Origin of the sequence: Streptomyces sp. NPDC015532 (assembly GCF_043078065.1) — a bacterium.
Lineage (GTDB): Bacteria > Actinomycetota > Actinomycetes > Streptomycetales > Streptomycetaceae > Streptomyces.
The window spans coordinates 300,825-324,683 of record NZ_JBIBSY010000007.1 but is presented as its reverse complement, the minus strand read 5'-3'; the positions used below and the strand labels follow the sequence as shown (position 1 = coordinate 324,683).

Sequence of the window (23,859 nt, the reverse complement as noted above, 5' to 3'; positions counted from 1 at the left end):
ACGATTCCTCCACCGGGCTAGTGTCGAGCCACCCTCATTCGCCCCTATCGGTACCGCGCGCACTGTCGAAGCGCTTCACAAAGCTGGGAGAGCTGGATGGTCACCCTCGCCGAGGTCGCCCAGCACGCCGGAGTCTCGGCGAGCACGGTGAGCTATGTCCTCAGCGGCAAGCGGTCCATCTCCGCGAGCACCCGGCAGCGGGTCGAGCAGAGCATCCGGCAACTCGGCTACCACCCGAACGCGGGCGCCCGCGCCCTGGCGAGCAGCCGGTCCAACATCATCGCGCTGATGGTCCCGCTGCGCACCGACATGTACGTACCCGTGATGATGGAGATCGCCATCGCGGTGGCCACCAACGCCCGGACCCACGGATACGACGTCCTGCTGCTCACCGGCGAGGAGGGGCCCGACGCGGTGCGCCGGGTCACCGGCAGCGGGCTCGCCGACGCGATGATCCTGATGGACGTCGAACTCGACGACGAGCGGCTGCCGTTGCTGCGTGAGACGGACCAGCCGTCCGTGCTCATCGGCCTCCCCGCCGACACCACCGGCCTGACCTGCGTCGACCTCGACTTCGGGGCCACGGGCGCGCTGTGCGCCGAGCATCTGGCGCTGCTCGGCCACCGTGACATCGCTGTCATCGGCGAGGCGCCCGCCGTCTACGAGCGGCACACCGGCTTCGCCGAGCGGACGCTCGACGGACTGCGCGCCCGCTCCCGCGAACTGGGGCTGCGGGTGCTGCACCGGCCCTGTGAGGGCGGCTACGACGCGATGGCCCTCACCCTCGCCCGCATCCTCGACGAGCGCCCGGGCACCACGGGCTTCGTCGTGCAGAACGAGTCGGCGGTCGAGCCGCTGCTCGCGCTGCTGCGCCAGAAGGGCCGCGCCGTCCCCGAGGACGTCTCGGTGATCGCGATCTGCCCGGACCAGGTCGCCACCCAGGCCTCGGTACGGCTGACCTCGGTCGCCATCCCCGCCCAGGACATGGGCCGCCATGCCGTCGAGCATCTGATCGCCAAGCTCGAAGGACGCGGCAAGGACGAAGTCGTACTGATCGCTCCGGAGTTGACGGTACGGGCGAGCACGGGGCCTGCGCCGGCCGCTCCCTGAGCCGGTCTCCCGGCTTCGGCGCGCCCTCCGGTACCCGCAGGCGGGCCTCGCGTCCCGCCGGGCACCCGCCGTCCGCGTGTTCTCCCTGTACCGCCCTTCGCCGCCCCACCCCGCACCGCTTCCCTGCCGCCCCACGCTCTTCGTGCCGCCCCGCCCGCACCGCCGCGTTCCGTGCCCAGCCCGTACACCCGGCCCGCATCCCCGTCCGGCTCCCCCGCGCCCGGCCCGCATCCCCGTCCCGCTCGGCCACACCCGCACCCGCACCCGCGGACGAGTGCCCGGACGGAATCCCGTCCGCGCCCGTCATGTCCGCACCCCTTCATGTCTGCACTCCTTCATGTCTGCACTCCTTCAGGAGCATCCACGTGAATCAGCCCGCCGCGATCCAGCCCCAGGTGAGCCTCGCGCAGTCCTCCCCGACCGTAGGCACGTTCCGTGAACGGGACGGCGCTCTGGAGTGGAGCGGCCGCACGGAGACCGTCCGGATCGAGCCGTGGGGCCCCGACGCCGTGCGCGTGCGCGCCCGGCTCGGCGGTCCCCTGCTCGAAGGCCTGCCGGGAGCGCTGCTCGACCGGCCCGAGGACACCACGAGCACGCTGGAACTCACCCCCGATGAGGGCCGGTTGACGGTCGGGGCGCTGACCGTCGAGGTGCGCGCGGAGGGGCTGATCCGTTTCATCCGCACCGCGGACGGCGGTGAGCTCCTCGCCGAGGAGCGCGCCCACTTCTGGTGGCCCGGCTCACGGCTGTACACCCCCACGGGCAACGGCCACCACCGGCTGGAGCAGCGCTTCGCCGCGTACGACGGCGAGCGGTTGTACGGCCTCGGGCAGCACCAGCACGGGCTGTTCGACCAGAAGGGCGCGGTCCTGGACCTCATCCAGCGCAACGCCGAGGTCACCGTTCCGGTGCTCACCTCCAGCCGCGGCTACACCCTCCTGTGGAACAACCCGGCCATCGGCCGGGTGGAGCTCGCGGGCAACGGCACCCGCTGGGTCGCCGACTCGGCCCGCCAGATCGACTACTGGATCACCGCGGGCACCCCGGCCGACGCCCAGCGCCGCTACAGCGCGGCGACCGGCCGCACGCCGATGCTGCCCGAGTGGGCGGCCGGATTCTGGCAGTGCAAGCTGCGCTACCGCACCCAGGACGAACTCCTGGACGTGGCGCGGGAGTACAAGCGGCGGGGCCTTCCGCTCTCGGTGATCGTCTGTGACTTCTTCCACTGGACGCACCTCGGGGACTGGAAGTTCGACCCGGATGAGTGGCCCGACCCGGCGGCCATGCAGGCCGAACTCGCCGGTCTCGGCGTGAAACTGGTCGTGTCCGTCTGGCCGTCGGTCTCGCCGCTCTCCGAGAACCATCGGCTCATGGAGCAGCGGGGCCACTTCATCGGCACCGAGTACGGGCCGATGGCGCACGCCGACTGGCCGGACAAGCAGGTCGCGTCCACGGTCCAGGTGGCCTTCTACGACGCCACGAACCCCGAGGCGCGGGACTTCCTGTGGTCCCGCGTGAAGGACAACTATCTCGACCCGTACGGCATCTCGGCGTTCTGGCTGGACGCCTGCGAGCCGGAGCTGAAGCCGGGCTTCTCCGAGAACCTGCGCTACCACGCGGGCCCGGGACTCGAAGTGGGCAACCTCTACCCGCGCGAGAACGCCCGCACCTTCTACGAGGGCCTCCGCGCAGCCGGGGAGAGCGAGATCATCTCCCTCAACCGCTCGGCCTGGGCGGGCAGTCAGCGCTACGGGGCCGCCCTGTGGTCGGGCGACATCGGGACCGACTTCGCGACCCTGCGCCGCCAGATCGCCGCGGGCCTCAACACCGCGCTGTCCGGGATCCCCTGGTGGAACACCGACATCGGCGGCTTCCACGGCGGCGACCCGGACGACCCGGCGTACCGCGAGGTCATGGTCCGCTGGTTCCAGTTCGGCGCGCTGTCGCCGCTGATGCGGCTGCACGGCTTCCGCGACCCGGGGCTGCCGCTGGGTCCCGGGATGACCGGCGGTCCGAACGAGGTCTGGTCGTACGGCGAGGAGGCGGGCGCCGTCATGGAGAAGTACCTGCGGCTGCGGGAACGTCTGAAGCCGTATCTGCTGGACGTCATGCGGGAGGCCCACGAGGAGGGGCTGCCGGTGATGCGCCCGCTGCTCCTGGAGTTCCCCGGCGACCAGGCGGCCTGGTCGGTGGACGACTCCTACCTCCTCGGCCCGGACCTGCTGGTCGCGCCGGTGCTCACCGCGGGTGCGACGGCCCGTACGGCGTATCTCCCGGCGGGCGCGCGCTGGACGGACGCATGGACCGGGGTGTCGTACGAGGGAGGCGCGGCCGTGACGGTGGACGCGCCGCTGGACCGGATCCCGTTGTTCCTGCGGGACGGGGCGCGGCTGCCGGTGGCCGGATAGCGGGACGCGGCCGGTCCCGGGAGGGGCCGGCCGCGCCGGGACGCACGGGTCAGCTGCTGCCGACCGTCAGGTTGTTGGCGACGAAGTCGAGCCCGCCCGAGGACGAGGTGATCTCGAAGCCGAACTGCACGTCGCCGATGGTCTCGGCGCTGGACATCCAGCCCTTGGTGTTCGCGATCCACCTCATGATCGGGAGGATGTTGATGGTGCCGGAGGTGGAGTCCGAGGTGCGCAGGAACGAGAAGACCTCGTTCGCGCCGTTGTTGCCCTTGTAGACGGTCCAGGTGTTGCCGTTCAGCGTGAGCGTGCCCTGCGAGGTGCCGAGCGCGCCGACGGCGCCGTTGTAGTTGACCCAGAGCATCGTCTCGTAGTCGTAGTCGGTGTCCCAGATGTCGTACGAGGTGTTGTACGCGCCGGACGACGGGACGGTGACGTTGTAGGTGCTGGTGAGGGAGGACAGCCCCGCGATCGTCTTGCCGACGTACTTCTTGGAGTTGGGGTAGGACTTGATGCCGCCGGTGTTGGGGTGGTTGGCCCAGACTCCCCAGTTGGTGCCGGAGTTGGCCCAGACGCACTGGCTGCCCGCGCCGGAGCCCCAGATGTTGTTGTAGAGCGTGTAACCGTTCAGCGTGGTGTTGCCCCACTGGTCGCAGGAGGACCAGACGGCGGCCTGGGCGGGGGCGGAGGCGAGGCCGACCGTCGCGCCGAGCGCCAGCGCGGGGGCGACGAGGGCCTTGGTGATCCTGTTCCGTGTGCGAAGTGCCATGGTGTCCCTTCCATGGGTGGGGGGGGAGGTGCGGGAGGTCTACCGCGGCCCCAGGGTGAGGACGCGGTCTTCTCCGGCGCTCAGGGAGAGCGGTCGCGCGCCGGTGGAAGTCCGGAGTTCGATGCGGCAGGTGCGGCCCGGCCGCAGGACGGCCGTGGCACCGTCGGGGGTCCAGGTGAGGTCGGCCTCGGCGCCGAACCTCGTCCGGATTCCCCGGAGTTCGCCGCTCGGCAGGCCGGCGGGAAGCGCGGGGAACAGGACGAGCCGACGCGGTGTCGACTGGATCAGGGCCTCGATGACGACGCCGGGCAGGGTGTGGGCGGCGTCGGCGTTGTAGACGTGCCGGTTCGGGTAGTGGCCGCTCATCAGGGAGTCATGGAAGAAGTCCCCGGCCAGGACGGCGTCGAGGGCCTTCGCCACCCGCCCGGCGTCCCGCAGCCGGGCGGCCACCAGGGCGTGATGGAGGTGGCCGTGCGCCGAGTCGTTCTCGGGGCCGCGCAGTTCGAGGGCGCGCCGGGCCGCCGCGGCGAGCCCGGGGGTGTCGTAGGGGTTGATCTCGTCGAGCGGCCAGACGCCGTAGAGATGGCTGAGGTGCCGGTGGTCGTAGCTGTCGAGGAGTCCGGGGCGGGCCCACTCGGCCAGCGCGCCCTCGGAGTTGACCCGGTGCGGTGGCAGCCGGTCGGCGAGCGCCCGCAGGCGCTCGGCGCCGGGGCCCGGGTGATACGCGGCCGCCGTGCACAGGGCGTGGCGGGCGGCCGAGAGGTCCATGGCGGCGTTCACGGTGATCCAGCTCGCGTTGGCGGGGCGGTTCTCCGGGGAGTAGGACGGCACGATCACCAGGTGGCCGTCGTCGTCGGTCCGGGTGAGGAAGTCCTCGTAGAAGAGGGCCGCTTCGGCGAGTGCGGCGGCCAGGCGCGGGTCGCGTCCGCCGCGGGTCTCGTCGTGGTCCACGAGCGGCTTGAGCAGCCAGTCGGCGCCGGCGGTCCACACGTGCAGCGGGTACGCACGGCTGAGGTGGTAGAGGTGGCCGGACTCGCCGTCGGTGTGGGCGGGGGCGAGGACCCCGCGTGCGCCGAAGACGGCTCGGGCGTTGTCCCGCCAGTGCGGCAGCAGGCCGTGGACCAGGGCCGCGTGCGCCTCGGTGACCTCGGGGAGGGCGGCCGCCGCGGCCGACGCCGTCTGGAGGTTGAGGTTGGCGTCCGTGGTGAACGCCCCGGACCAGGCCGTGTCCCAGTCGCCGGTCCAGAGACCTGTCAGCCGCGGCGGCAGCGTGCCGGCCGCCGACAGCAGGTGGTACCGGCCGGCCGCGAAGAGCCGTTCCACGAGGGCGGGGCTCTTCGAGCGCCGGACCAGCTCCGATCCGGGCAGTGCCCGTTCGGCGGGATCGGCGTGCAGGTCGAGGGTGACCCGCAGGTAGGCGGCGCGGTGCAGGGCGGTGTGGCGGGAGAGCAGGTGCGCGTGGGCTTCCTCGATGTCCCCGGCGCCGTGACCGGGCCCGGGCAGCAGATCCCGCAGCGCGCGGAGTTCCGCGCGGGCGTCCAGGTGGCCCGGGTGCCGGCGTACCCGGGTGAGCAGCAGCATCGAGCGGGCGCCCTCGACCCGTACGCCCGAAGGGGTGGGACGGGTGACACCGTCCGTGACGAGGAGGGTGACCCCGGTGTAGGCCAGGTCGCTGCCCGGATATCGGGCGCGCAGGGTGAGCAGGGCACCCTCGGGGGTGTGGACGGCCGCGTGCTCCACCGCCAGTTCCGCGGGCGCTCCCGGCAGCCGGTGGTCCAGCGTCACCTCGGCCGCGCGGCCGGGGCCGGTCACGTACTGCGCGATCACGTCGTCGGCGCGCGAGACGAACACCTCGCCGCGCCGGTCGCCGCATGCGGTGCGGACGATCCCGGTGGTGAAGTCGGCCTCGCGGCGGTAGCCGCGCGGTTCCTCGGCGGAACGGCGCAGCCGCACCTGGAACGCCGGATGGAACGGCTGTACCCACAGCAGTGGCCGGCCGTCGGTGAAGTCCTCGCCGGCGTTCACGTCTCCGGCGAGCAGCCGGTCCTGTACGTCGGCGAGGCGGTCGGCGAGCTCGGGCGGGCGCGCGTCCGCGCTGCCGTTCGGACGGACCAGACGGTGATGGTTGACGATGACCCGGTCATCGTTCGGATCACCGAACACCATGGCGCCGTGTGTGCCGTTGCCGCTCAGGAAGGCGTCCTCCCAGCGGGCGGCGGGCCGGGGTTCCCAGGTGCCGTGGACGGGTGCGGAACCGGGGCCGCTCTCCGTCGGGGAAGGGTCGGTGTGGGAGCCCGAGCGGGTCTCGCCGGTCATGGGGCGAGCACCGCCGCTCCGTGGCGTTCCAGTCGTACCCGGTCCCGCACGGCCGCACCGCCGAGCAGGTCACGGTGGTCGCCCGGCACCTCGACGGTCACCGGGTCGCGCCGGTGGTTGAGCAGGAAGAGCAGGTCGCCGCGCCGGACGGCCTCGACGCCGTCGGGCAGCCGGCCGAGTACCGGCCGGACGCCCGCGCGGTCCGCGGCCGCCGCCAGCAGGGCGCGCAGGGCGGCCGGTTCGGGCAGCGTGGAGAGGTAGCGGGCGGTGCCCTTGGACAGCACGGCGGGCAGTCCGTCCAGCTCGCCGCCGCGGTACCGGGCCTCGACGGCCGCGGTGCCGTCGGGTTCGATCTCCTCGGACCACAGCGTGCCCGAGAAGCTGTCGCACGCGACCTTCTCCCCCGCGTCCAGCGGCCACCATTCGTGCAGCGTGCGGATGCCGAACAGGTCGCGCAGCCGCTCGTCCATGCCGCCCGGCCGCACCCGGTCGTCCTCGTCGGCGACGCCGGTGAGGAAGCCGCAGACGAGTGTGCCGCCCGCTCGCACGTGGGCGAGGAGGTTCTCGATCGCCGGGTCCGTGAGCAGGTAGAGCTGGGGCACGACCACCATGCGGTACGCGGAGAGGTCGTGCTCCGGGTGGGCGAAGGCGGTGGTGAGGTGGGCCTCCCACAGAGCGCGGTGCCAGGCCCGTACGACCTCGGCGCAGTCGTTCTCGGCGGACAGCCGGCCGTCGTGCGCCCCCGCCCACCAGGAGTTCCAGTCGTGCAGGATCGCGATGTCCGCGTCGACCCGGGTGCCGGCCACCTGGGGTGCCAGGGCGGCCAGTTCGGCTCCGATCCGCTTGATCTCCTGGAAGGTGCGGCCCCGCTCCCCCGCGTGGCCGATCATCCCGGAGTGGAACTTCTCCGCGCCCTGCCGGGACTGCCGCCACTGGAAGTAGCAGACGGCGTCGGCACCGCGCGCCACGGCCTGGAGGGACCACAGCCGGTTCAGCCCGCGCGGCTTGGGATGGTTCACACCGCGCCAGTTGACGGCTCCCGCCGCCTGTTCCATGAGCATCCAGGGACCTCCTGCCGCCTGCGAGCGCGTCATGTCCTGGACGAGCGCGCCGTGCTGCGCGCCGAGGGGGTCGCGCGGGTCGGGGTAGAGGTCGACCGAGACGACGTCCTCCTCCTCGGCCCACCGCCAGGCGTCCTGGCCGACCCACATCGGCATGAAGTTGCTGGTCACCGGAGTGCCGGGGCTGTGGCGGCGCACGATGTCCCGCTCGGCGGCGTAACACTCCAGGAGCATGTCGGAGGTGAACCGTCTGAAGTCGAGGACATGCGTCGGGTTCTTCATGTAGTGCGCGTGACGCGGTGGGAGGACCTCGAGCCAGTCGCCGTAGGCCTGGCCCCAGAAGGCCGTCCCCCAGGCGGTGTTGAGCGCTTCGAGGGTGCCGTACCGGTCCTGGAGCCAGCGGCGGAAGGCGGTGGCCGCCTCGTCGCCGTGGTCGACGGTGCAGTACTCGTTGTTGATGTGCCACATCGTGAGGGCGGGGTGGCCGGCGTAGCGGGCCGCCAGGTCCTCGGTGACGGCGGCGGCGAGGCGGCGGTAGACGGCGCTGGAGTGCGAGAAGTGCTGCCGGGAGCCCCACCATTCGGTTCGGCCGTCCTCGTCCCGGGGCAGGGTCTCGGGGTGCAGCCGGCCCATCCAGGGCGGCGGCGAGGAGGTGGGGGTGGCGAGCACGACGCTGACGCCGTGCTCGTGCATCAGGTCCATCAGCCGGTCAAGCCAGCCGAACTCCCTCCCTCCGGGGCGGGGTTCGATCCTGGCCCAGGAGAAGACCCCGAGGGTGACGGAGTTGACGCCGGCCTCCTTCATGAGGCGGACGTCCTCGTGCCAGATCTCCTCGGGCCACTGTTCGGGGTTGTAGTCGCCGCCGAACAGGATGCGGCCCCGGGTGGCGTCGCTCAGACGCGGCCGCCCGGACTGCGGACCGGTTCCACGGGACGTGGGCATGGACCTACCTCGTTCGGGGTGAGGGATGGACCGCCGCGGCCGACCGCCGGTCAGGGGCAGGTCGGCCGCGACGAGCTGGGGGCGGCGCGGGGTGGACACCGGGGTACTCCGGTACGGGGCGCGCGGGCGGGTCAGCCCTTCACGGCGCCGGTGAGCATGCCCTTCTTGAAGTGCCGCTGGACGAAGGGCGAGAGGACCGCGACCGGCAGCAGCGCCATCACCATGACGGCCATCTGCACGGCGAGCGGGGAGAGCTGGCCGGTGTTGATCTGGGTGGCGAGGCCGACCGGCCGTTCCTGCTTCTGCACCAGCTGGATCATGACGTTCTGGAGCGGCATCATGTCCTGGTCGGTCAGGTAGATGGAGGCGTTGAACCAGGCGCTCCAGTAACCGACCGCGTAGAACAGCGAGATGACCGCGAGGACGGCCCGGGAGAGCGGCATCACGATCTGCCACAGGATGCGCCAGTCGCCCGCGCCGTCGATACGGGCGCTGTCGATCAGTTCGGGCGAGATGCCCATGAAGAACGCCCGCAGCACCAGGATGTTGAAGACGCTGACCGCGCTGGGGAGGATCAGCGCGAGATAGCTGTCGGTGAGGCCGAGCGCCTGCACCAGCAGATAGGTGGGGATGAGGCCGGCGCCGAAGAACATCGTGGCGAGCAGCAGCATCAGGAACCAGCGGTGGCCGAGCGATCCGACGCGCGAGAGGCCGTAGGCGCACAGGACCGAGACCGCCATGCTGAACAGGGTGCCGGCCAGGGTCACGCCGACACTGACGAGCGCGGCGCGCTGCACCTGGCCGCCGGTGAGCAGTTCCCTGTAGGCGACGAGGGTGACGCCCCTGGGGACGACGACCAGTCCGCCGGCCGCGTCGATGGTCTTCTTCGACTGGAGACTGGTGACGACGACGATCCAGAGCGGGAACAGGATCGCGAGGGCGGCCAGGGTGAGGATGAGCCCCTTGCCCGCGAGGCCGGCCTTCGACGGCTCCTCCTCCCAGGGCGGCCGGGGCGGCGCCGCCCAGCGGCCGGGCCTGTCGCGCGGCGGGTGCGTCACGGCGGTCATTTCTCGTACACCCCCTGCTCGCCCATGAGATGGGCGACCTTGTTGGCGGTCAGGACGAGCCCCAGACCGACCACTCCCTTGATCAGTCCGGCCGCCGCCGCGTAGCCGAAGTCCTGGTTGCGGATGCCGTTCCACCAGACGTAGGTGTCGAGGACCTCGGAGGCGCCGGGGCCCACCGCGTCGCGCTGGAGCAGGAGTTGCTCGAAGCCGACGGTGAGCGCGTCGCCCACGCGCAGCACCAGGAGCAGGGCGATCACCGGGCGCAGGGCGGGCAGGGTGATGTGCCACGTCCGGCGCCAGCGTCCGGCCCCGTCCATGGCGGCGGCCTCGTACAGGTCGGGCGACACGGCCGACAGGGCCGCGAGGAAGACGATGATGCCCCAGCCCGCGTCCTTCCAGACGCCCTCGGCCGTCACCAGGAACTTGAAGATCCCCGGGTCGGTCATCAGGTCGATGCCCTGGTGGCCGTGTTGGCGCAGGGTCTGGGCGATGATGCCCGCCCCGCCGAAGATCTGCTGGAAGACGGTGACGACGAGGACCCAGGAGAAGAAGTGCGGGAGGTACATGACCGCCTGGGCGACGGCCCGGACCCGGGGCCTGACCACGCTGTTGATGAGCAGCGCGAGGCCGACCGGGATCGGGAAGAAGAGCACGAGCTGGAGGAAGAACAGGACGAACGTGTTCTGCACCGCGTGCCAGAAGCCCGAGTCCGCGAAGATCCGCTGGAAGTTCTCCAGTCCGGTCCAGGGGCTCTCGAAGATCGCGACGAAGCCGTTGTCGCTCAGATACGGGTCGTAGTCCTGGAAGGCGACGACATTGCCCAGCACCGGTACGTAGGTGAAGACGAGCAGCAGCGCGATCGCGGGCAGGGTCATCAGGATCAGGGTGCGGTCGCGTCTGAACCGCGGCCGGAAGGCCTGCTTTCCCGCGCGCTGTGCGGTGCCTCCTTCGGCCCGCCGTCCGGTGGCGCCGTCCGGCGGGCTCCCTTCCGGCGTGCTCCTGCCCGCCCTGGCCCCGGCCCTGCTCCGGGGCACCGTGCTGTGCGACACGGCCTTCTCCTTGCCTCAGCCCTGGGTCACTTGGCCGCGGAGCCGTTGGCGTCGAGCAGCTTCTTGTACCAGGCGCGCAGGTCGTCGCCGCCCTTCTGCTTCCAGTCCGCGACGGCCTGCTGCATGTCGCCGATCTTCTTGCGGCCGCGGACGATGTCGTCCTCCAGCTGCTCGAAGTCGTTGGCGAGGTTGGTCCACCGGTTGGGCTCGGTGATGGTCAGGCCGTAGAAGGAGGACTTCTTGGTGAAGGCGCCCATGCGCTGCTGCCACTCGACCTGGAGCCTGGCGATCTCCGGCAGATCGGGGTGGGCGAGGTAGGCGGCCGGGTCGCCGGTGTAGTCGTAGGCGCCGTTGACCTCGTTGGTGCCCTTGGTGGTCTTGGTGGGCAGGCCGTTCTTGACCGTGTAGTCGGTGCCCTCGACCCCGTACACCGTCAGCATGTACTCCTTGGTGCCGTACGGTGCCGCGCAGAAGTCGGCGAGCGCGAGGAAGTCCTTGATCTGCCGCTTGGACGCCTTACCGCTCACGAAGGTGAAGATGCCGGCGGGCTGGGTCGCCCAGAGTGTGGGGTCGCCGCCGTCGGGGCCGAAGATGTCGAAGGCGCCCATCTCGAAGTCGCTCTTCTGGGTGCGCTGTTCGGCCGTCGAGCCGTACCAGTAGGACAGGTCGCCGTTGAAGACGAGGGACTGGCCGGCGGTGAACCGGTTGGACGCGTCGCCCTTGACGGCCTTGGCGTCGGGGTGGACGACGCCCGCCGCGTACAGCTTGCGCGTCCACTCCAGGGCTTCGAGGTACTCGTCGGTCTCGATCCGGTTGACCAGCTTGCCGTCCCTCAGGTCCCACCACAGGGCCTTGTCACTGCCGTTCAGGACGCCGTAGATGTTGAAGGCCGTCCACTTGAGGTCGTCGCAGGCCCACACCTTCGCCTTGGCGTCGGTGGCCGCCTTCGCCCAGGACAGGAACTCGTCGGGCGACTTGGGCAGGGTGTAGCCCTTCTTGGCGAAGATGTCCTTGCGGTAGAAGGGCACGATGTTCGTGACGTAGGAGGCCGGCATCGGGATCGCGCGCAGCCGGCCGCCGAAGATGGAGCGCTGCCAGGCGTCCGTGGGGACGGCCGCGAGGTTCGGGTAGGCCTTGACCTTGTCACCCGACAGATACGGGCCGAGGTCGGCGAACTTGGCGTTGATCGCGCTCGGGATCTTGCCGTTCAGGTTCCAGCCCGGGACGACCACCACGTCCGGGATGTCGCTGGAGGCGAGGACCGCGCCCAGTTTCTCGTCGTAGGTGTTGCCGTCCTGGTTCTGCCAGGTCGCCTTGATGCCGATGGCCTCGTTCATGGCCGTGTAGTACGCGTTGTCGCCGGACGGCGGGGTGCCCCAGAACGGCGACATGATCTTCAGGTCGCTGCCGGTGGCCGGCTTCTTCGGGACGGACGTCTTCAGCGCGTCGAGGTCGATCGCCCGGGTGAACCCGGCCGCCGATCCGTTCTTCGACGGAAGGTCGGGCGTGACGACGCTCGACGCCACGAACGCCGGGAGGATCTTCTGGGCGTCCTTCCCCGAGGTGGTGCCGTCCTTGCTGCCGTCCTGTCCTCCGCCGCAGGCGGCGAGCAGGGACGTTCCGCCGGCCACGGCGGCCGCTGCGACCGCCGTGGAGGCGAGGAAGCTTCTCCGGCTGGGGGCGGTGGTGGCGGAGTTCGGCGTCATTGCGTCAACCCTTCATGGCGCACAGCAGGACACCCGGCGGTGGAGCCGTCGGCTGCGGTGTCTTGAGTGGATCTGCCTGAGCTGAAGCGGTCCTCGGAGGACTGTGCCCTGGGAAGAGGGAAGCCCGACAATCGAAGCGCTTCGATGTTGCTGCGAGGTTAAGTGAACGCCTGGGGGTGCACAAGGGTCGATCCCAAGATTCCTCGGAGACGTACGACAACAGAGCGTATCCGTGCGGCACTTGATATCACTGGCGGGAAACAGAGGTGGGGCGCTCAGGCGTCTTGACACCCACCCCCTGCTCGATCGAGCATCGAAGCGCTTCGAAAGACCTTCGACGCCCCACCGCAAAGGGATCACCACGTGACCGCAGAGACGCCACCCATGCCGCCCTTCCGCGACGCGAGCCTGCCGTTCGCGAAGCGCATCGACGACCTGCTGACGCGGCTCACCCTGGAAGAACGCGTCGCGTTCCTGCACCAGTACGCGCCTCCCGTCGAGCGGCTCGGGATACCCGCCTTCCGCACCGGCCAGGAGGCGCTGCACGGGGTCGCCTGGATGGGCCCGGCGACGGTGTTCCCGCAGGCCGTCGGACTCGGCGCGACCTGGAACGCCGAGCTCGTGCGCCGGATCGGGGAGGCCGTCTCGTCGGAGGCCCGGGCGATGCGCGCCCGCGACGACCGCGTGGGCCTCAACGTCTGGTCCCCCACGGTCAATCTGCTGCGCCACCCGCTGTGGGGACGCAACGAGGAGGGCTACTCGGAGGACCCCGCGCTCACCGCCGCCATCGCCACCGCGTACACCCGCGGGCTGCGCGGCGACCACCCGGTCTACTGGCGTACGGCGCCGGTCCTCAAGCACTGGCTCGCCCACAACAACGAGACGAGCCGGGACACCTCGTCCTCGTCCGTGCGGCCTCGCGTGCTGCACGAATACGATCTGCGCGCCTTCCGTGAGACCGTCGAGGCGGGCTCCGTCGCCGGGGTGATGCCCGCGTACAACCTGGTCAACGGCCGCCCCAACCATGTCTCGCCGTACCTGCGCGAGCACCTGCGAGCCTGGACCGACCAGGAGCTGCTGGTCTGCTCGGACGCGGGCGCGCCCTCCAACCTGGTCGACTCCGAGCACTACTTCGCCACCCACGAGGAGGCCACCGCCGCCGCGCTCCTCGCCGGCGTCGACAGCTTCACCGACCACGGCGAGGACGGCTCGCGGATCACCGCACGCGTCCGGGGAGCCCTGGAGCGAGGCCTGCTGACCGAGGCCGACATCGACACCGCGGTCCGCCGCCAGCTCGCCGTGCGCTTCCGGCTGGGCGAGTTCGACCCGGACCTCGACCCGTACGCGAGCACCGGGGAGTTCGACACGACCGCCCACCGTGCGCTCGCCCGGGAGGCCGCGGAGCAGGCGATCGTCCTGCTGAAGAACGACGGTCTGCTGCCGCTGCGCCCCGGCGTCCGCCTCGCCGTCGTCGGCCTGCTCGCCGACGAGTGCAAGCTCGACTGGTACAGCGGCACGCTCATCCACCGGTCGACCCCGCTGGAGGGCCTGTACGAGCGTTTCGGCGCCGAGCGGGTGGACTTCGCCGAGGGCGTGGACCGCGTACGCCTGAGGACCGCCTCGGGCCGGTATCTCGCGGTGCCCGCCGTGGACGACACCGCGGAGGAGACAGGGGGTGCCGAGGGTGCCCTCGACCCGGCGCTGCTCGTGGGCCGTACGGACCTGCCCCCGCTGACCGCCGACGCCGTCGGCACCGAACTGGCCCTCGTCGACTGGGGCGAGGGCGTCCTCACGCTGCGCGCCCCCGACGGCCGCTACCTGTCGGTCGCCGACGACGGCTTCCTGCGCGCGTCCGCCGACCGGCCGGGCGGCTGGGTCGTCCAGGAGACCTTCCGGCTGGAACCCTCTGCTTCCCATCGCGGCGGCCACCTCCTCAAGCACCTCGGGACGGGCGGATACGTCTGTGTCGCCGCCGACGGCGTGAAGGTTGCCGGGCGGGAGGCCGGGGACGCCGAGATCTTCGAGGTGGAGTTCACCGAACGCGGTGAGGACGCGGTGGCGCGCGTCGCCGCCTCGGCCGACGTGGTTCTCGTCGTCGCGGGCAACGACCCGCACATCAACGGCCGCGAGACCGAGGACCGTACGACGCTGCGGCTGCCCGCCCATCAGGTACGGCTGCTGGACGCCGCCCGCGCGGCGAACCCGGACACTGTGCTGGCACTGGTATCCGCCTACCCGTACGCGGTCGATCCCACCGGCCTGCCCGCCCTGCTGTGGACCGCGCACGGCGGCCAGGCGGCGGGCACCGCCCTGGCCGGTGTGCTCGCCGGGGACGTCTCCCCCGGGGGCCGCCTCCCGCAGACCTGGTACGCCACGGACGAGGACCTGCCCGGCCTGCTCGACTACGACGTGATCGGCGGCCGGCAGACCTACCTCTACTTCGAGGGGACCGCGCTGTTCCCCTTCGGGCACGGCCTGTCCTACGCCTCGTTCGCCTACACGGATCTGCGGGTCCGCAGGGAAGCCGCGGCCTTGACCGTCTCCTGCGCCGTGACGAACACCGCGACCGTGACCGCCGACGAGGTCGTCCAGCTCTACACCCGGGCGGTCGCCCCGTCCGTGCCCCGTCCGCGCCGCGAACTGGCGGCGCACCGGCGGCTCCGGCTCGCTCCGGGCGGCTCGGCGGCCGTCACCTTCGAACTCCCGCTCACCGCACTGGAGTTCTGGGACGTGGCCCACGGCCGCCGACGCCTGGAACCGGGAGCGTACGACCTGCTGGTCGGCGCCTCCAGCGAGGACATCCGGCTGGGCGCGACCGTCGAACTCGACGGTGAGCCGGGCGCGTTCCGCCCGGTCCGCGAACGCGGCCTGGACGCGGCCGACTTCGACGAGCAGCACGGCATCGAGATCGTCGACCGCACGAAGACGGCGGGCGACGCGGTGACCCCTGCGGACGGCGGCGCGGGCGAACTCCTGTACCGGGAGTGCGACTTCGGGGCGGGCGTCACCGGTGCCGTGATCGAGGTGGCGGGCGAGGGGGTCGTCGAACTCTCGCTGGACGGCAAGCCGATCGCCGACGTCACGCTGAGCGGAACGCGGGGGCCCTACGACTACCGCACCCTCACCGCCGCGTTCACCGCCGGCGGTGTGCACGATGTCCGCCTCGGACTGCGCGGGCCCGTCCGGCTCGCGCACGTCGGCTTCTCCGGCTGAGGGTCCGGAGGAGTCGGCACAGGGGTCCGGCACCGGAAGGCAGCGGTGCCGGGCCCCTTCTCTGGTGAACTTAGCTGAAAACGATTGTCACTAGACATGCCGTTTTCGGTCACGCCCCGACAGACCGACGGCCGACTCATGACGGCGACCAGGCCGGGATCGACGAACACGAGGACTTCGCCGAATACCCGTACCAGTGTCAGCACCTGTGTCGAGCGGATACGGATACGCCGACGGCCGGAGCCCCCGCACAGTGGGCTCCGGCCGTCGGTTTCGGTGAGGTCCCGGTCAGAGGGCGAGACCCGTCAGTACGAGCACGCGCTCGTAGGTGTAGTCGTCCATCGCGAACTTGACGCCCTCACGGCCGACACCGGACTGCTTCGCACCGCCGTACGGCATCTGGTCGGCGCGGTAGGACGGAACGTCGCCGATCACGACGCCGCCCACCTCCAGGGCCCGGTGCGCGCGGAACGCGGTCTGGAGGTCGTGCGTGAACACGCCCGTCTGGAGGCCGTACTTGGAGTTGTTGGCGGCCTCGAAGGCTGCCGCCTCGCCGTCCACCTTCTGCACGGTCAGGACGGGTCCGAAGACCTCCTCGCAGGAGATCGTGACGTCGGCCGGAACGTCGGCGAGGACGGTCGGGGCGTAGGAGGCGCCGTCACGCTTGCCACCGGTGAGCAGCGTGGCACCGGCCGCGACGGCCTCGTCCACCCACGACTCGACGCGCTCGGCGGCGGCCTCGCTGACCAGCGGGCCGACGTCCGTCGTGTCGTCGGACGGGTCGCCGGTGACCTGGGCCTCGACGGCGGCGACGATGCGCGGCAGCAGCCGCTCGTACACCGCGGCGTCCGCGATCACGCGCTGCACCGAGATGCAGGACTGGCCGCCCTGGTAGTTGGAGAAGGTCGCGATACGGGTCGCGGCCCAGTCCAGGTCCGCGTCGCTCGCGAAGTCGGCGAGGACGACGGCCGCGCCGTTGCCGCCCAGTTCCAGGGTGCAGTGCTTGCGCGGCACCGAGTCCATGATCGCGTAACCGACCGTCTCGGAACCGGTGAAGGAGATGACGGGAAGGCGCTCGTCCTGGACCAGGGCGGGCATCTTCTCGTTGGCGACCGGCAGGATGCTCCAGGAACCGGCGGGAAGGTCGGTCTCGGCCAGCAGGTCGCCGAGGATCAGGCCGGACAGCGGGGTCGCGGGCGCCGGCTTCAGGATGATCGGGGCACCCGCGGCGATGGCCGGGGCGACCTTGTGGGCGCACAGGTTCAGCGGGAAGTTGAAGGGCGCGATCCCGAGGACGACACCCTTGGGGAAGCGGCGCGTGAGAGCCAGTCGGCCCTGGCCGCCCGCGTCGGTGTCGAGGCGCTGCGCCTCGCCGCCGTTGAAGCGGCGGGCCTCCTCCGCGGCGAACCGGAACACGGACACCGCGCGGCCCACCTCACCCCGGGCCCACTTGATCGGCTTGCCGTTCTCGGCGGAGATGAGCTGCGCGATCTCCTCGGTGCGCTCGGCCAGACGGCGCGAGACGTGGTCGAGGGCGGCTGCGCGTACGTGGGCCGGGGTCGCGGCGAACTCGTCGCGCACGGCGTGCGCGGCCGCCACGGCCTCCTCGACCTGGGCCTCGGTGGGCACGCTGACCTGGCCGACGAGGCGGCCGTCCCAGGGAGACGTGACGTCGAAGGTGGTCTCGCCGGTGGCCTGGCGGCCGGCGAGCCAGAAGGCGTGGGTGGCCCCCACAATTTTTTCCTGGGGCATCTGCGAGTCCCGGCCCTTCCGTATGGGGGTGACGATGGGGGGTGTTCCTGCTGGTGCTGCTCTCGCGTCCACGGTAGGGCCGGGACCATCGAGGGTCGTTTGTCCGACGCGTACCAGTCGGGTGGCGGGGTGCTCCGGTTTGGACTGATCGCCGGCCGATCGTCAGGGTCCGCCGGCCGGGATGGCATCCCCGCTGATCCGCCGGCCGAGATGGCATCCGGCCGATCCGCCGAGCAGAACGGTCCGGGACCCGCCGGGCGGATCGACAGGTGTCCGCCGGACGGGATCGGCGTGTCCGCAGGGCGGATCGGCAAGTGTCCGGGGGACGGGATCGGCGTGTCCGCAGGGCGGATCGGCGTGTCCGCCGGACGGGATCGACAGGTGTCCGCCGGGCGGGCCGCTGTCAGGGGCGGCGGGGCCCGTTCACTCCCCCGTCGCGGCCGTGGTCTTCAGGGCCAGCCAGAGTTCCATCCGGACGTCGGGGTCGTCCAGGGACCGCCCGAGGATCTCCTCGACCCTGCGCATCCGGTAGCGCAGCGTGTGCCGGTGGACCCCCAGGTCGGCGGCCGCCGCGTCCCACTGCCCGTGGCGTGACAGCCACGCCCGCAGCGAGGCGACGAGGTCCCCGCGGCCGGTGGCGTCGTGCTCGTGGAGCGCCCGCAGGAGCCCGTCGGCGAACGCCCGCACGGCGTCGTCCGCGAGCAGCGGCAGTACGGACCCGGCCGCCAGTTCCTCGTGCTCGACGAGGAACCGGCCCCGCCGCCGGGCGACGGACAGGGCCTGTTCGGCCTGCTTGTAGGCGGCGCGGGCGGCGATCGGTCCGGCGGGGGCCGAGAGCCCGACGACGAGTTCGCCCTCGTCCCCGGCGGACTGCTCGCGCGGGACGGCCCGCGCGGACTCCAGCCCCGCGGCGTGGTCCCCGCAGGCCGCCACCGCGGCGCCTCCGTCCACGGCGAGCACGACCAGCCGCTCCCCGTCGGGCACGAGGAGCACCGACTCACCCGAGCGCACGGCCGCGGATTCGACGACCTCCGCGAGGCCGCCCAGCGGATCGCCCTTGGCGTCGGGCAGGGCGGCGGCGGTCTTCTTCGAGGGCGCGGCACCACCCGAGCGCGCGTGTCCGTCGGCGTGCGCACGGCCGGCCGACGCGGACACCGACTCGGCGATGATCAGCCGGAAGGGGGCGTCGAGCAGTTCGCCGTAGAGGTCTCCGGCGACGGCCCGCGCGTGGTCGGATTCCCCGGCGAGCAGCATCCCGAGCACGGCCGCGCCGATCCGCTGCTCGGCGGCGTGCAGGGACCGCGAGCGTTCGGTGGTGAGGGTCAGCAGGGCGATGGCCGAGTGCACGGCGTAGCGCTCGGCGGTGCCGAGGGCGCCGGCGGTTCCGACGGCGAGCGCGGCGCGCGGCCTGCGGCCCGTGCCGAGGGAGTGCAGTTCGACGCGGTCCTCGCCACCCACCACGGAGCTGGCGGGGGCGGGCCGCTCGCGCAGCCGCTCCACGTCCGGGGTGAGGCGCGCGGCGCGGCGTCCCGCCCAGTCCGGGGCGGCGGCGACGACGGACCCGGACGCGTCGTAGAGCGCCGCCCATCCGTCGAGCTGTCCGGCGAGCGCGGTGAGCAGTCCCTCCGGCCCGTCGTTCAGGGCCTGCTTGGTGAGCTCGCGCTGCGCGGCGAATCCCGCGGTGACGGCGCGGTACTGATCCGCGGCGATGGCGGCGGACACGGCCTTGCTGATGGCGAGGAAGGGGGTGCGCCGGGGCACTTCGAGGAGCGGCAGTCCCTCTTCCCCGGCCGCGTCGACGAGCGCTTTGGGGATCTCGTCGTAGTTGACCCCGACGGCGAAGCCGATCCCGACGACTCCGGCACCCGCCAGCCGTTTCACGTACCGCCGCATGACCTCGGGGTCGTCCGCGTCCAGCTTGAGCGCGGTGATCAGCAGCAGTTCCCCGCCCTCCATGTACGGCACGGGGTCGGCGAGCTCGCTGACATGGGCCCAGCGGACGGGCACGTCCAGGCGGTCCTCGCCCGCACGCACCGTGAGCTTGAGCGCGGAGTGGTGGACGAGCGAGGCGAGCGTGGGAGGCATGGGGCCTTCAGGTCGGTGTGATCGCTGTGATCTCTGTGATCTTTTGGCCGCCGCGTATGAACGGCCTGTGTCGATTCTGCCTCACCGTACGGTCGCCGCGTGCGTTCATCCCCGGACACCCTGGTCAGCGGGTCCGTATATCCATACGTCCCCCTCGATACGTCACACCCTCGGGGCCCGTCAGCCGCGCAGGTCGACCAGCAGGGGCGGGGTGTGTTCCCCCTCGACGCTGGTCAGCGACAGGACGGCGTGGCCGGGCGGGACCGCGTGGGCCAGCTCGGAGGCGGACCAGCGCTCCCGTTCGACCTGACGCACGGTCACGGCGTCCGTGGTCACCGCCTTGCCGGTCACCAGCTTGCGCAGCGCGTGGATGGCCCGGGTCATGGGCTGGTCGGCGAAGACGGTGTGCTTGGCCACGTCCCGTGCCTCCACCCACTCGGTGCCCCAGGACTCGGCGAAGCGGCCGCCGTCCCAGGTCGTGACGCCGGAGAAGGCCATGCGGCAGCCGACCGCGCCGTACAGCGGCCCGTGCAGGGCCTCGGGGATGTCGCCGATGGTCCGCAGGGCGAGGACCACTCCGGCGTTCCGCGCCCGCAGTCCCTGGATGCGGCGCACCGTCTCGGCGGTCAGGGCGCCGGTCGCGTCGTCGAGGACCAGGCAGGCGAAGTGCCCGCGCCGGTCGGGGCCGCGGACGACGGCGGCGAACTGGGCGAGGAGGAGCCGGGTGATGAGCTGGGAGGCCTCTTCGTACCCGCGTTCCGGCAGATCGACGCGGACGCGCAGCGGATGATGGGCCACCGCCCGGAGCGAGAACGGCCGGGCGCTCGTGCCCGAGCCGAAGAAGTCCGCGAAGACGGGCCGGTCCAGCAGCGCCAGGCGGTCGGCCAGGACGGGGCCGGGGTCGTTCGGGCCGCCGCCCTGCCGCAGCCGTGCCTCCAGTTCGCGGAGCATCGCGGGGTGGCCCCCGGCCGACAGCTCGTGCCGCAGGGGTTCCAGCAGCGCGGGGACTCCTTCGAGCAGTTCGCGCAGCACGGGAATCGTGGGGAAGGCGCCGTGCACGGCCCGGTAGGGACCGAGCAGCTGGGCCAGGGCCGTGGCGGCGCGCCGGACGTCGACGCCGTCGACGCTCCCGACCAGGCCTTCGGCGAGGAACGCGGCGGCCTCGTCGGGGTCCTCGCAGTCGGCGTACAGGTCCAGGTCGTGGACCGACCCGGGGTCACCGAGCTTCACGACGACGTCGTACGACGCGTCGGGGCCGACCGGCGTCCCGGCGGCGGCCACGACGACGACGGCGCAGCGCGCGGTGAGGGCCTGGAGCCCGAGGGATTCGGCGACGGGCCGCACGAGGTGGCGCGTCTTGCCGGAGCCCGCGGGTCCGACGGCGAGGAGCGAGGTGCCGAGCGTCGCCGGGCCGAGGGCGGCACCGGCGCCGGAGTAGGCGAGCGGGGTGCGCTCGCGGGCGACCCACCGGCCGAGCCGCACCTGGGCCGCGAGCAGGTCGTGCGAGGCGGCGCGGACGGGCAGGTCGCGGGCCCCGGACGGATGGGTCCAGGCCGCGGCGCCCCGCCGCAGCACGGTGTCGCTGAAGCCGGCGAGCCGTCCGTCGCGCTTGGCCGAGGTCCAGGCGCGCAGAATCCGCACGCAGTCGACGTCGTTCATCCGTTCGGTCAGCACCTCGGAGGACAGCAGTTCCGCCGCCTTGTGCTGACCGGTCGCCCTCAGTTCGGGCCATTCGGCCGGAGGCCCTGAGGGCTCCGCAGGCTCGGCCCGGGCCGCCGCCGCGGTGCCGGCCGCGGCCGGCCGGGATCCGAACCGCTCCTTGGCGAGCGGCCACCATCCGCCCAGCTTGGCGAAGGGCAGCACCACGAGCACGGTGATCAGCGTGTACACGCCGTAGCTGATCGCGAGCGACTCGAACACGTCGTCACCGCCGGCGATCAGCGCCACCAGGGACAGCACCGGATTGACGATGGGCAGGGGGTCCCACCCGACGCCCGGGAAGGCGTCCGGCCAGACGAACGTGAGCGTCAGGAGGGCCGCCAGGGCCGCGATGACCGCCCTGCCCGGCTGCGCGCGCCGGACGACGAAGTGATGGGTGATCTCGCGCCAGCTTCCTAGGCGCCCCATCGCGTAGACCAGCGCGCCGAAGAACAGGCCGTCGTAGACGACGATGGCGTCCACGCCCTGCCAGGACTTCGGGGCGGTCGTACCGCCCCACCACCAGTCGTCCGGTGTGAACAGTTTCAGCACGACCAGCTGATAGGGGACGTTCCCCCGGCGCCACAGGGACCAGACGATGAGCCCGAGCACCAGGGGGATCAGCAGGCCGACGATCGTCACGGAGGGCAGACGCCGGCGCTCCTTCGACGCCCGGGGGGCCACATACCCGTACCGCCAGATCCCCGGTGCGGCCTCGGGGCGGGGTGCGTTGAGCCAGTCGCGTACGGCCGGGCGGACTCCGGGCGGGCCGGCGGGGACGGGTGGCGGGCCCGCGGGCCTGGGCGGAGTGCCGCCGGGGACGGCCCCTCCGGGGGGTGCGGCCGGACGAGGCACGGGATCGGCATGCGTGCCACGTGCGTCGCGCGTACCGTCGAAGTCCATCGTGTGCGCCCCCTGACCAGCCAGTCCGCCTGTCGCTCCGAGCCCAATCTAGTGGTCCTGCGGGGCGAGTTCACCGTTTACGCGGCCGGGCCCGCGGCGGGAGGGGCCCCTCGCGCGTCCGCTCCTCCGAGTCCACCGCTATGTCCACCGCGGACAACGGATTCCCCCGACAACGCCCACATGGCGCATGCCGAGCCCCCCTCCTCGGCTCTAGCCTGCGAAGAAAGAAGGCAAGCGTCCGAAAACCCCCCGCCCGGACCAGCCCCGCGTTCGCCGGGGACCGTCCGGTTCGCAAGATCATCAGGGAGCCCCTCATGACCGCACTTCCGCAGGAGCGCCGCGTCGTCACCGCCATCCCCGGCCCGAAGTCGCAGGAGCTGCAGGCCCGGCGCACCGCCGTGGTCGCGGCCGGTGTCGGGTCGGTGCTCCCTGTCTTCACCACGCGCGCCGGCGGCGGGATCATCGAGGACGTCGACGGCAACCGCCTCATCGACTTCGGCTCCGGCATCGCCGTGACGTCGGTCGGCGCGAGCGCCGAGGCCGTCGTGCGCCGGGCCTCCGCCCAGCTCCAGGACTTCACCCACACCTGCTTCATGGTCACGCCGTACGAGGGCTACGTCGCCGTCGCCGAGGCGCTCGCCGAGCTGACCCCGGGCGACCACGCCAAGAAGTCCGCCCTGTTCAACTCGGGCGCCGAGGCCGTCGAGAACGCCGTCAAGATCGCCCGCGCGTACACCAAGCGCCAGGCCGTCGTCGTCTTCGACCACGGCTACCACGGCCGGACGAACCTGACGATGGCGCTGACCGCCAAGAACATGCCGTACAAGAACGGCTTCGGCCCGTTCGCGCCCGAGGTCTACCGCGTGCCGGTCGCCTACGGCTACCGCTGGCTGACGGGCCCGGAGAACGCCGGCGCCGAGGCGTCCGCCCAGGCCATCGACATGATCAACAAGCAGATCGGCGCGGACAACGTCGCCGCGATCATCATCGAGCCGGTGCTCGGCGAGGGCGGCTTCATCGAGCCCGCGAAGGGCTTCCTGCCGGCCATCAGCCAGTTCGCCAAGGACAACGGCATCGTCTTCGTCGCGGACGAGATCCAGTCCGGCTTCTGCCGTACCGGCCAGTGGTTCGCCTGCGAGGACGAGGGCATCGTCCCGGACCTGATCACCACCGCCAAGGGCATCGCGGGCGGTCTGCCGCTCGCCGCCGTGACGGGCCGCGCCGAGATCATGGACGCCGCGCACTCCGGTGGCCTGGGCGGCACCTACGGCGGCAACCCGGTGGCCTGCGCCGGTGCGCTCGGCGCGATCGAGACGATGAAGGAGCTCGACCTCAACGCCAAGGCGAAGCACATCGAGTCGGTCATGAAGACCCGCCTCGGCGCCATGGCCGAGAAGTTCGACATCATCGGCGAGGTCCGCGGCCGCGGCGCCATGATCGCGATCGAGCTGGTCAAGGACCCGGCCACCAAGGAGCCGAACCCGGAGGCGGCCGGCGCGCTCGCCAAGGCCTGCCACCAGGAGGGCCTGCTGGTCCTGACCTGTGGCACCTACGGCAACGTCCTCCGCTTCCTGCCGCCGCTGGTCATCGGCGAGGACCTCCTGAACGAGGGCCTCGACATCATCGAGCAGGCCTTCTCCCGCATCTGACGCGGACGGCACCGCAGCGCCGGAGCCCCGGGAACCGCCCACAGGCGGATTCCGCGAGGTTCTGGTGCTGCGGGGCTGCGGCGTTCCCGTGGGGGCGTTTGAATCCTCCCCTCCCTGAGGGGAGGGGATTCCTG

At 71.9% G+C, this 23,859-nt stretch carries 13 protein-coding genes; 4 read left to right on the top strand and 9 right to left on the bottom strand.

What is annotated here, in order from left to right:
• The first annotated feature begins 96 nt into the window (after positions 1-96).
• Together ACF07B_RS23335 and ACF07B_RS23330 are read left to right on the top strand one after the other, a co-directional pair.
• On the top strand, positions 97-1,110 hold the full coding sequence (locus ACF07B_RS23335; RefSeq protein ID WP_384238963.1) for a LacI family DNA-binding transcriptional regulator: 1,014 nt from the start codon (positions 97-99) through the stop codon (positions 1,108-1,110).
• 365 nt (positions 1,111-1,475) lie between these two features.
• On the top strand, positions 1,476-3,518 hold the full coding sequence (locus ACF07B_RS23330; RefSeq protein WP_392180347.1) for a TIM-barrel domain-containing protein: 2,043 nt from the start codon (positions 1,476-1,478) through the stop codon (positions 3,516-3,518).
• 49 nt (positions 3,519-3,567) lie between these two features.
• Here ACF07B_RS23330 and ACF07B_RS23325 read toward each other — a convergent pair whose 3' ends face one another.
• The 6 genes from ACF07B_RS23325 to ACF07B_RS23300 form a co-directional block, all read right to left on the bottom strand.
• Positions 3,568-4,284 (bottom strand): hypothetical protein, encoded by a 717-nt coding sequence (locus ACF07B_RS23325; protein WP_392180346.1) that lies wholly within the window; start codon positions 4,282-4,284, stop codon positions 3,568-3,570.
• A gap of 39 nt (positions 4,285-4,323) precedes the next feature.
• Entirely contained in the window at positions 4,324-6,600 is a 2,277-nt protein-coding gene (locus tag ACF07B_RS23320; RefSeq protein WP_392180345.1) for a glycoside hydrolase N-terminal domain-containing protein, read from the bottom strand.
• Positions 6,597-8,603 (bottom strand): beta-galactosidase, encoded by a 2,007-nt coding sequence (locus tag ACF07B_RS23315; RefSeq protein ID WP_392180344.1) that lies wholly within the window; start codon positions 8,601-8,603, stop codon positions 6,597-6,599. The genes ACF07B_RS23320 and ACF07B_RS23315 overlap by 4 nt, the downstream gene beginning before the upstream one ends.
• A 131-nt stretch (positions 8,604-8,734) precedes the next feature.
• On the bottom strand, positions 8,735-9,670 hold the full coding sequence (locus ACF07B_RS23310; RefSeq protein WP_392180343.1) for a carbohydrate ABC transporter permease: 936 nt from the start codon (positions 9,668-9,670) through the stop codon (positions 8,735-8,737).
• The gene (locus tag ACF07B_RS23305) at positions 9,667-10,719 is read right to left on the bottom strand and encodes an ABC transporter permease (RefSeq protein ID WP_392180342.1); all 1,053 of its coding nucleotides are present in this window, start codon (positions 10,717-10,719) and stop codon (positions 9,667-9,669) included. The genes ACF07B_RS23310 and ACF07B_RS23305 overlap by 4 nt, the downstream gene beginning before the upstream one ends.
• Before the next feature lie 26 nt (positions 10,720-10,745).
• Positions 10,746-12,425 carry a Tat pathway signal sequence domain protein gene (locus ACF07B_RS23300; RefSeq protein ID WP_392180341.1) on the bottom strand — a complete coding sequence of 560 codons (1,680 nt, stop codon included), beginning with the start codon at positions 12,423-12,425 and terminating at the stop codon, positions 10,746-10,748.
• 363 nt (positions 12,426-12,788) lie between these two features.
• On the opposite strand from ACF07B_RS23300, the gene ACF07B_RS23295 reads away from it, so the two are divergent.
• Positions 12,789-15,638: a glycoside hydrolase family 3 C-terminal domain-containing protein gene (locus tag ACF07B_RS23295; protein ID WP_392180340.1), complete on the top strand. Its 2,850-nt coding sequence runs from the start codon at positions 12,789-12,791 to the stop codon at positions 15,636-15,638.
• A 288-nt stretch (positions 15,639-15,926) separates the two neighbouring features.
• On the opposite strand, the gene ACF07B_RS23290 is transcribed toward ACF07B_RS23295, so the two are convergent.
• The 3 genes from ACF07B_RS23290 to ACF07B_RS23280 form a co-directional block, all read right to left on the bottom strand.
• On the bottom strand, positions 15,927-17,372 hold the full coding sequence (locus ACF07B_RS23290; protein ID WP_392180339.1) for an aldehyde dehydrogenase family protein: 1,446 nt from the start codon (positions 17,370-17,372) through the stop codon (positions 15,927-15,929).
• A 441-nt stretch (positions 17,373-17,813) separates the two neighbouring features.
• Positions 17,814-19,475, bottom strand: a complete 1,662-nt coding sequence (locus tag ACF07B_RS23285; protein WP_392180338.1) for a PucR family transcriptional regulator — start codon at positions 19,473-19,475, stop codon at positions 17,814-17,816.
• A gap of 180 nt (positions 19,476-19,655) precedes the next feature.
• Positions 19,656-22,076, bottom strand: a complete 2,421-nt coding sequence (locus tag ACF07B_RS23280) for an ATP/GTP-binding protein (protein ID WP_392180337.1) — start codon at positions 22,074-22,076, stop codon at positions 19,656-19,658.
• A gap of 314 nt (positions 22,077-22,390) precedes the next feature.
• On the opposite strand from ACF07B_RS23280, the gene gabT reads away from it, so the two are divergent.
• Positions 22,391-23,725, top strand: coding sequence for a 4-aminobutyrate--2-oxoglutarate transaminase (gabT, locus tag ACF07B_RS23275; protein ID WP_392180336.1), 1,335 nt, complete (start codon positions 22,391-22,393; stop codon positions 23,723-23,725).
• Positions 23,726-23,859: the final 134 nt, after the last annotated feature.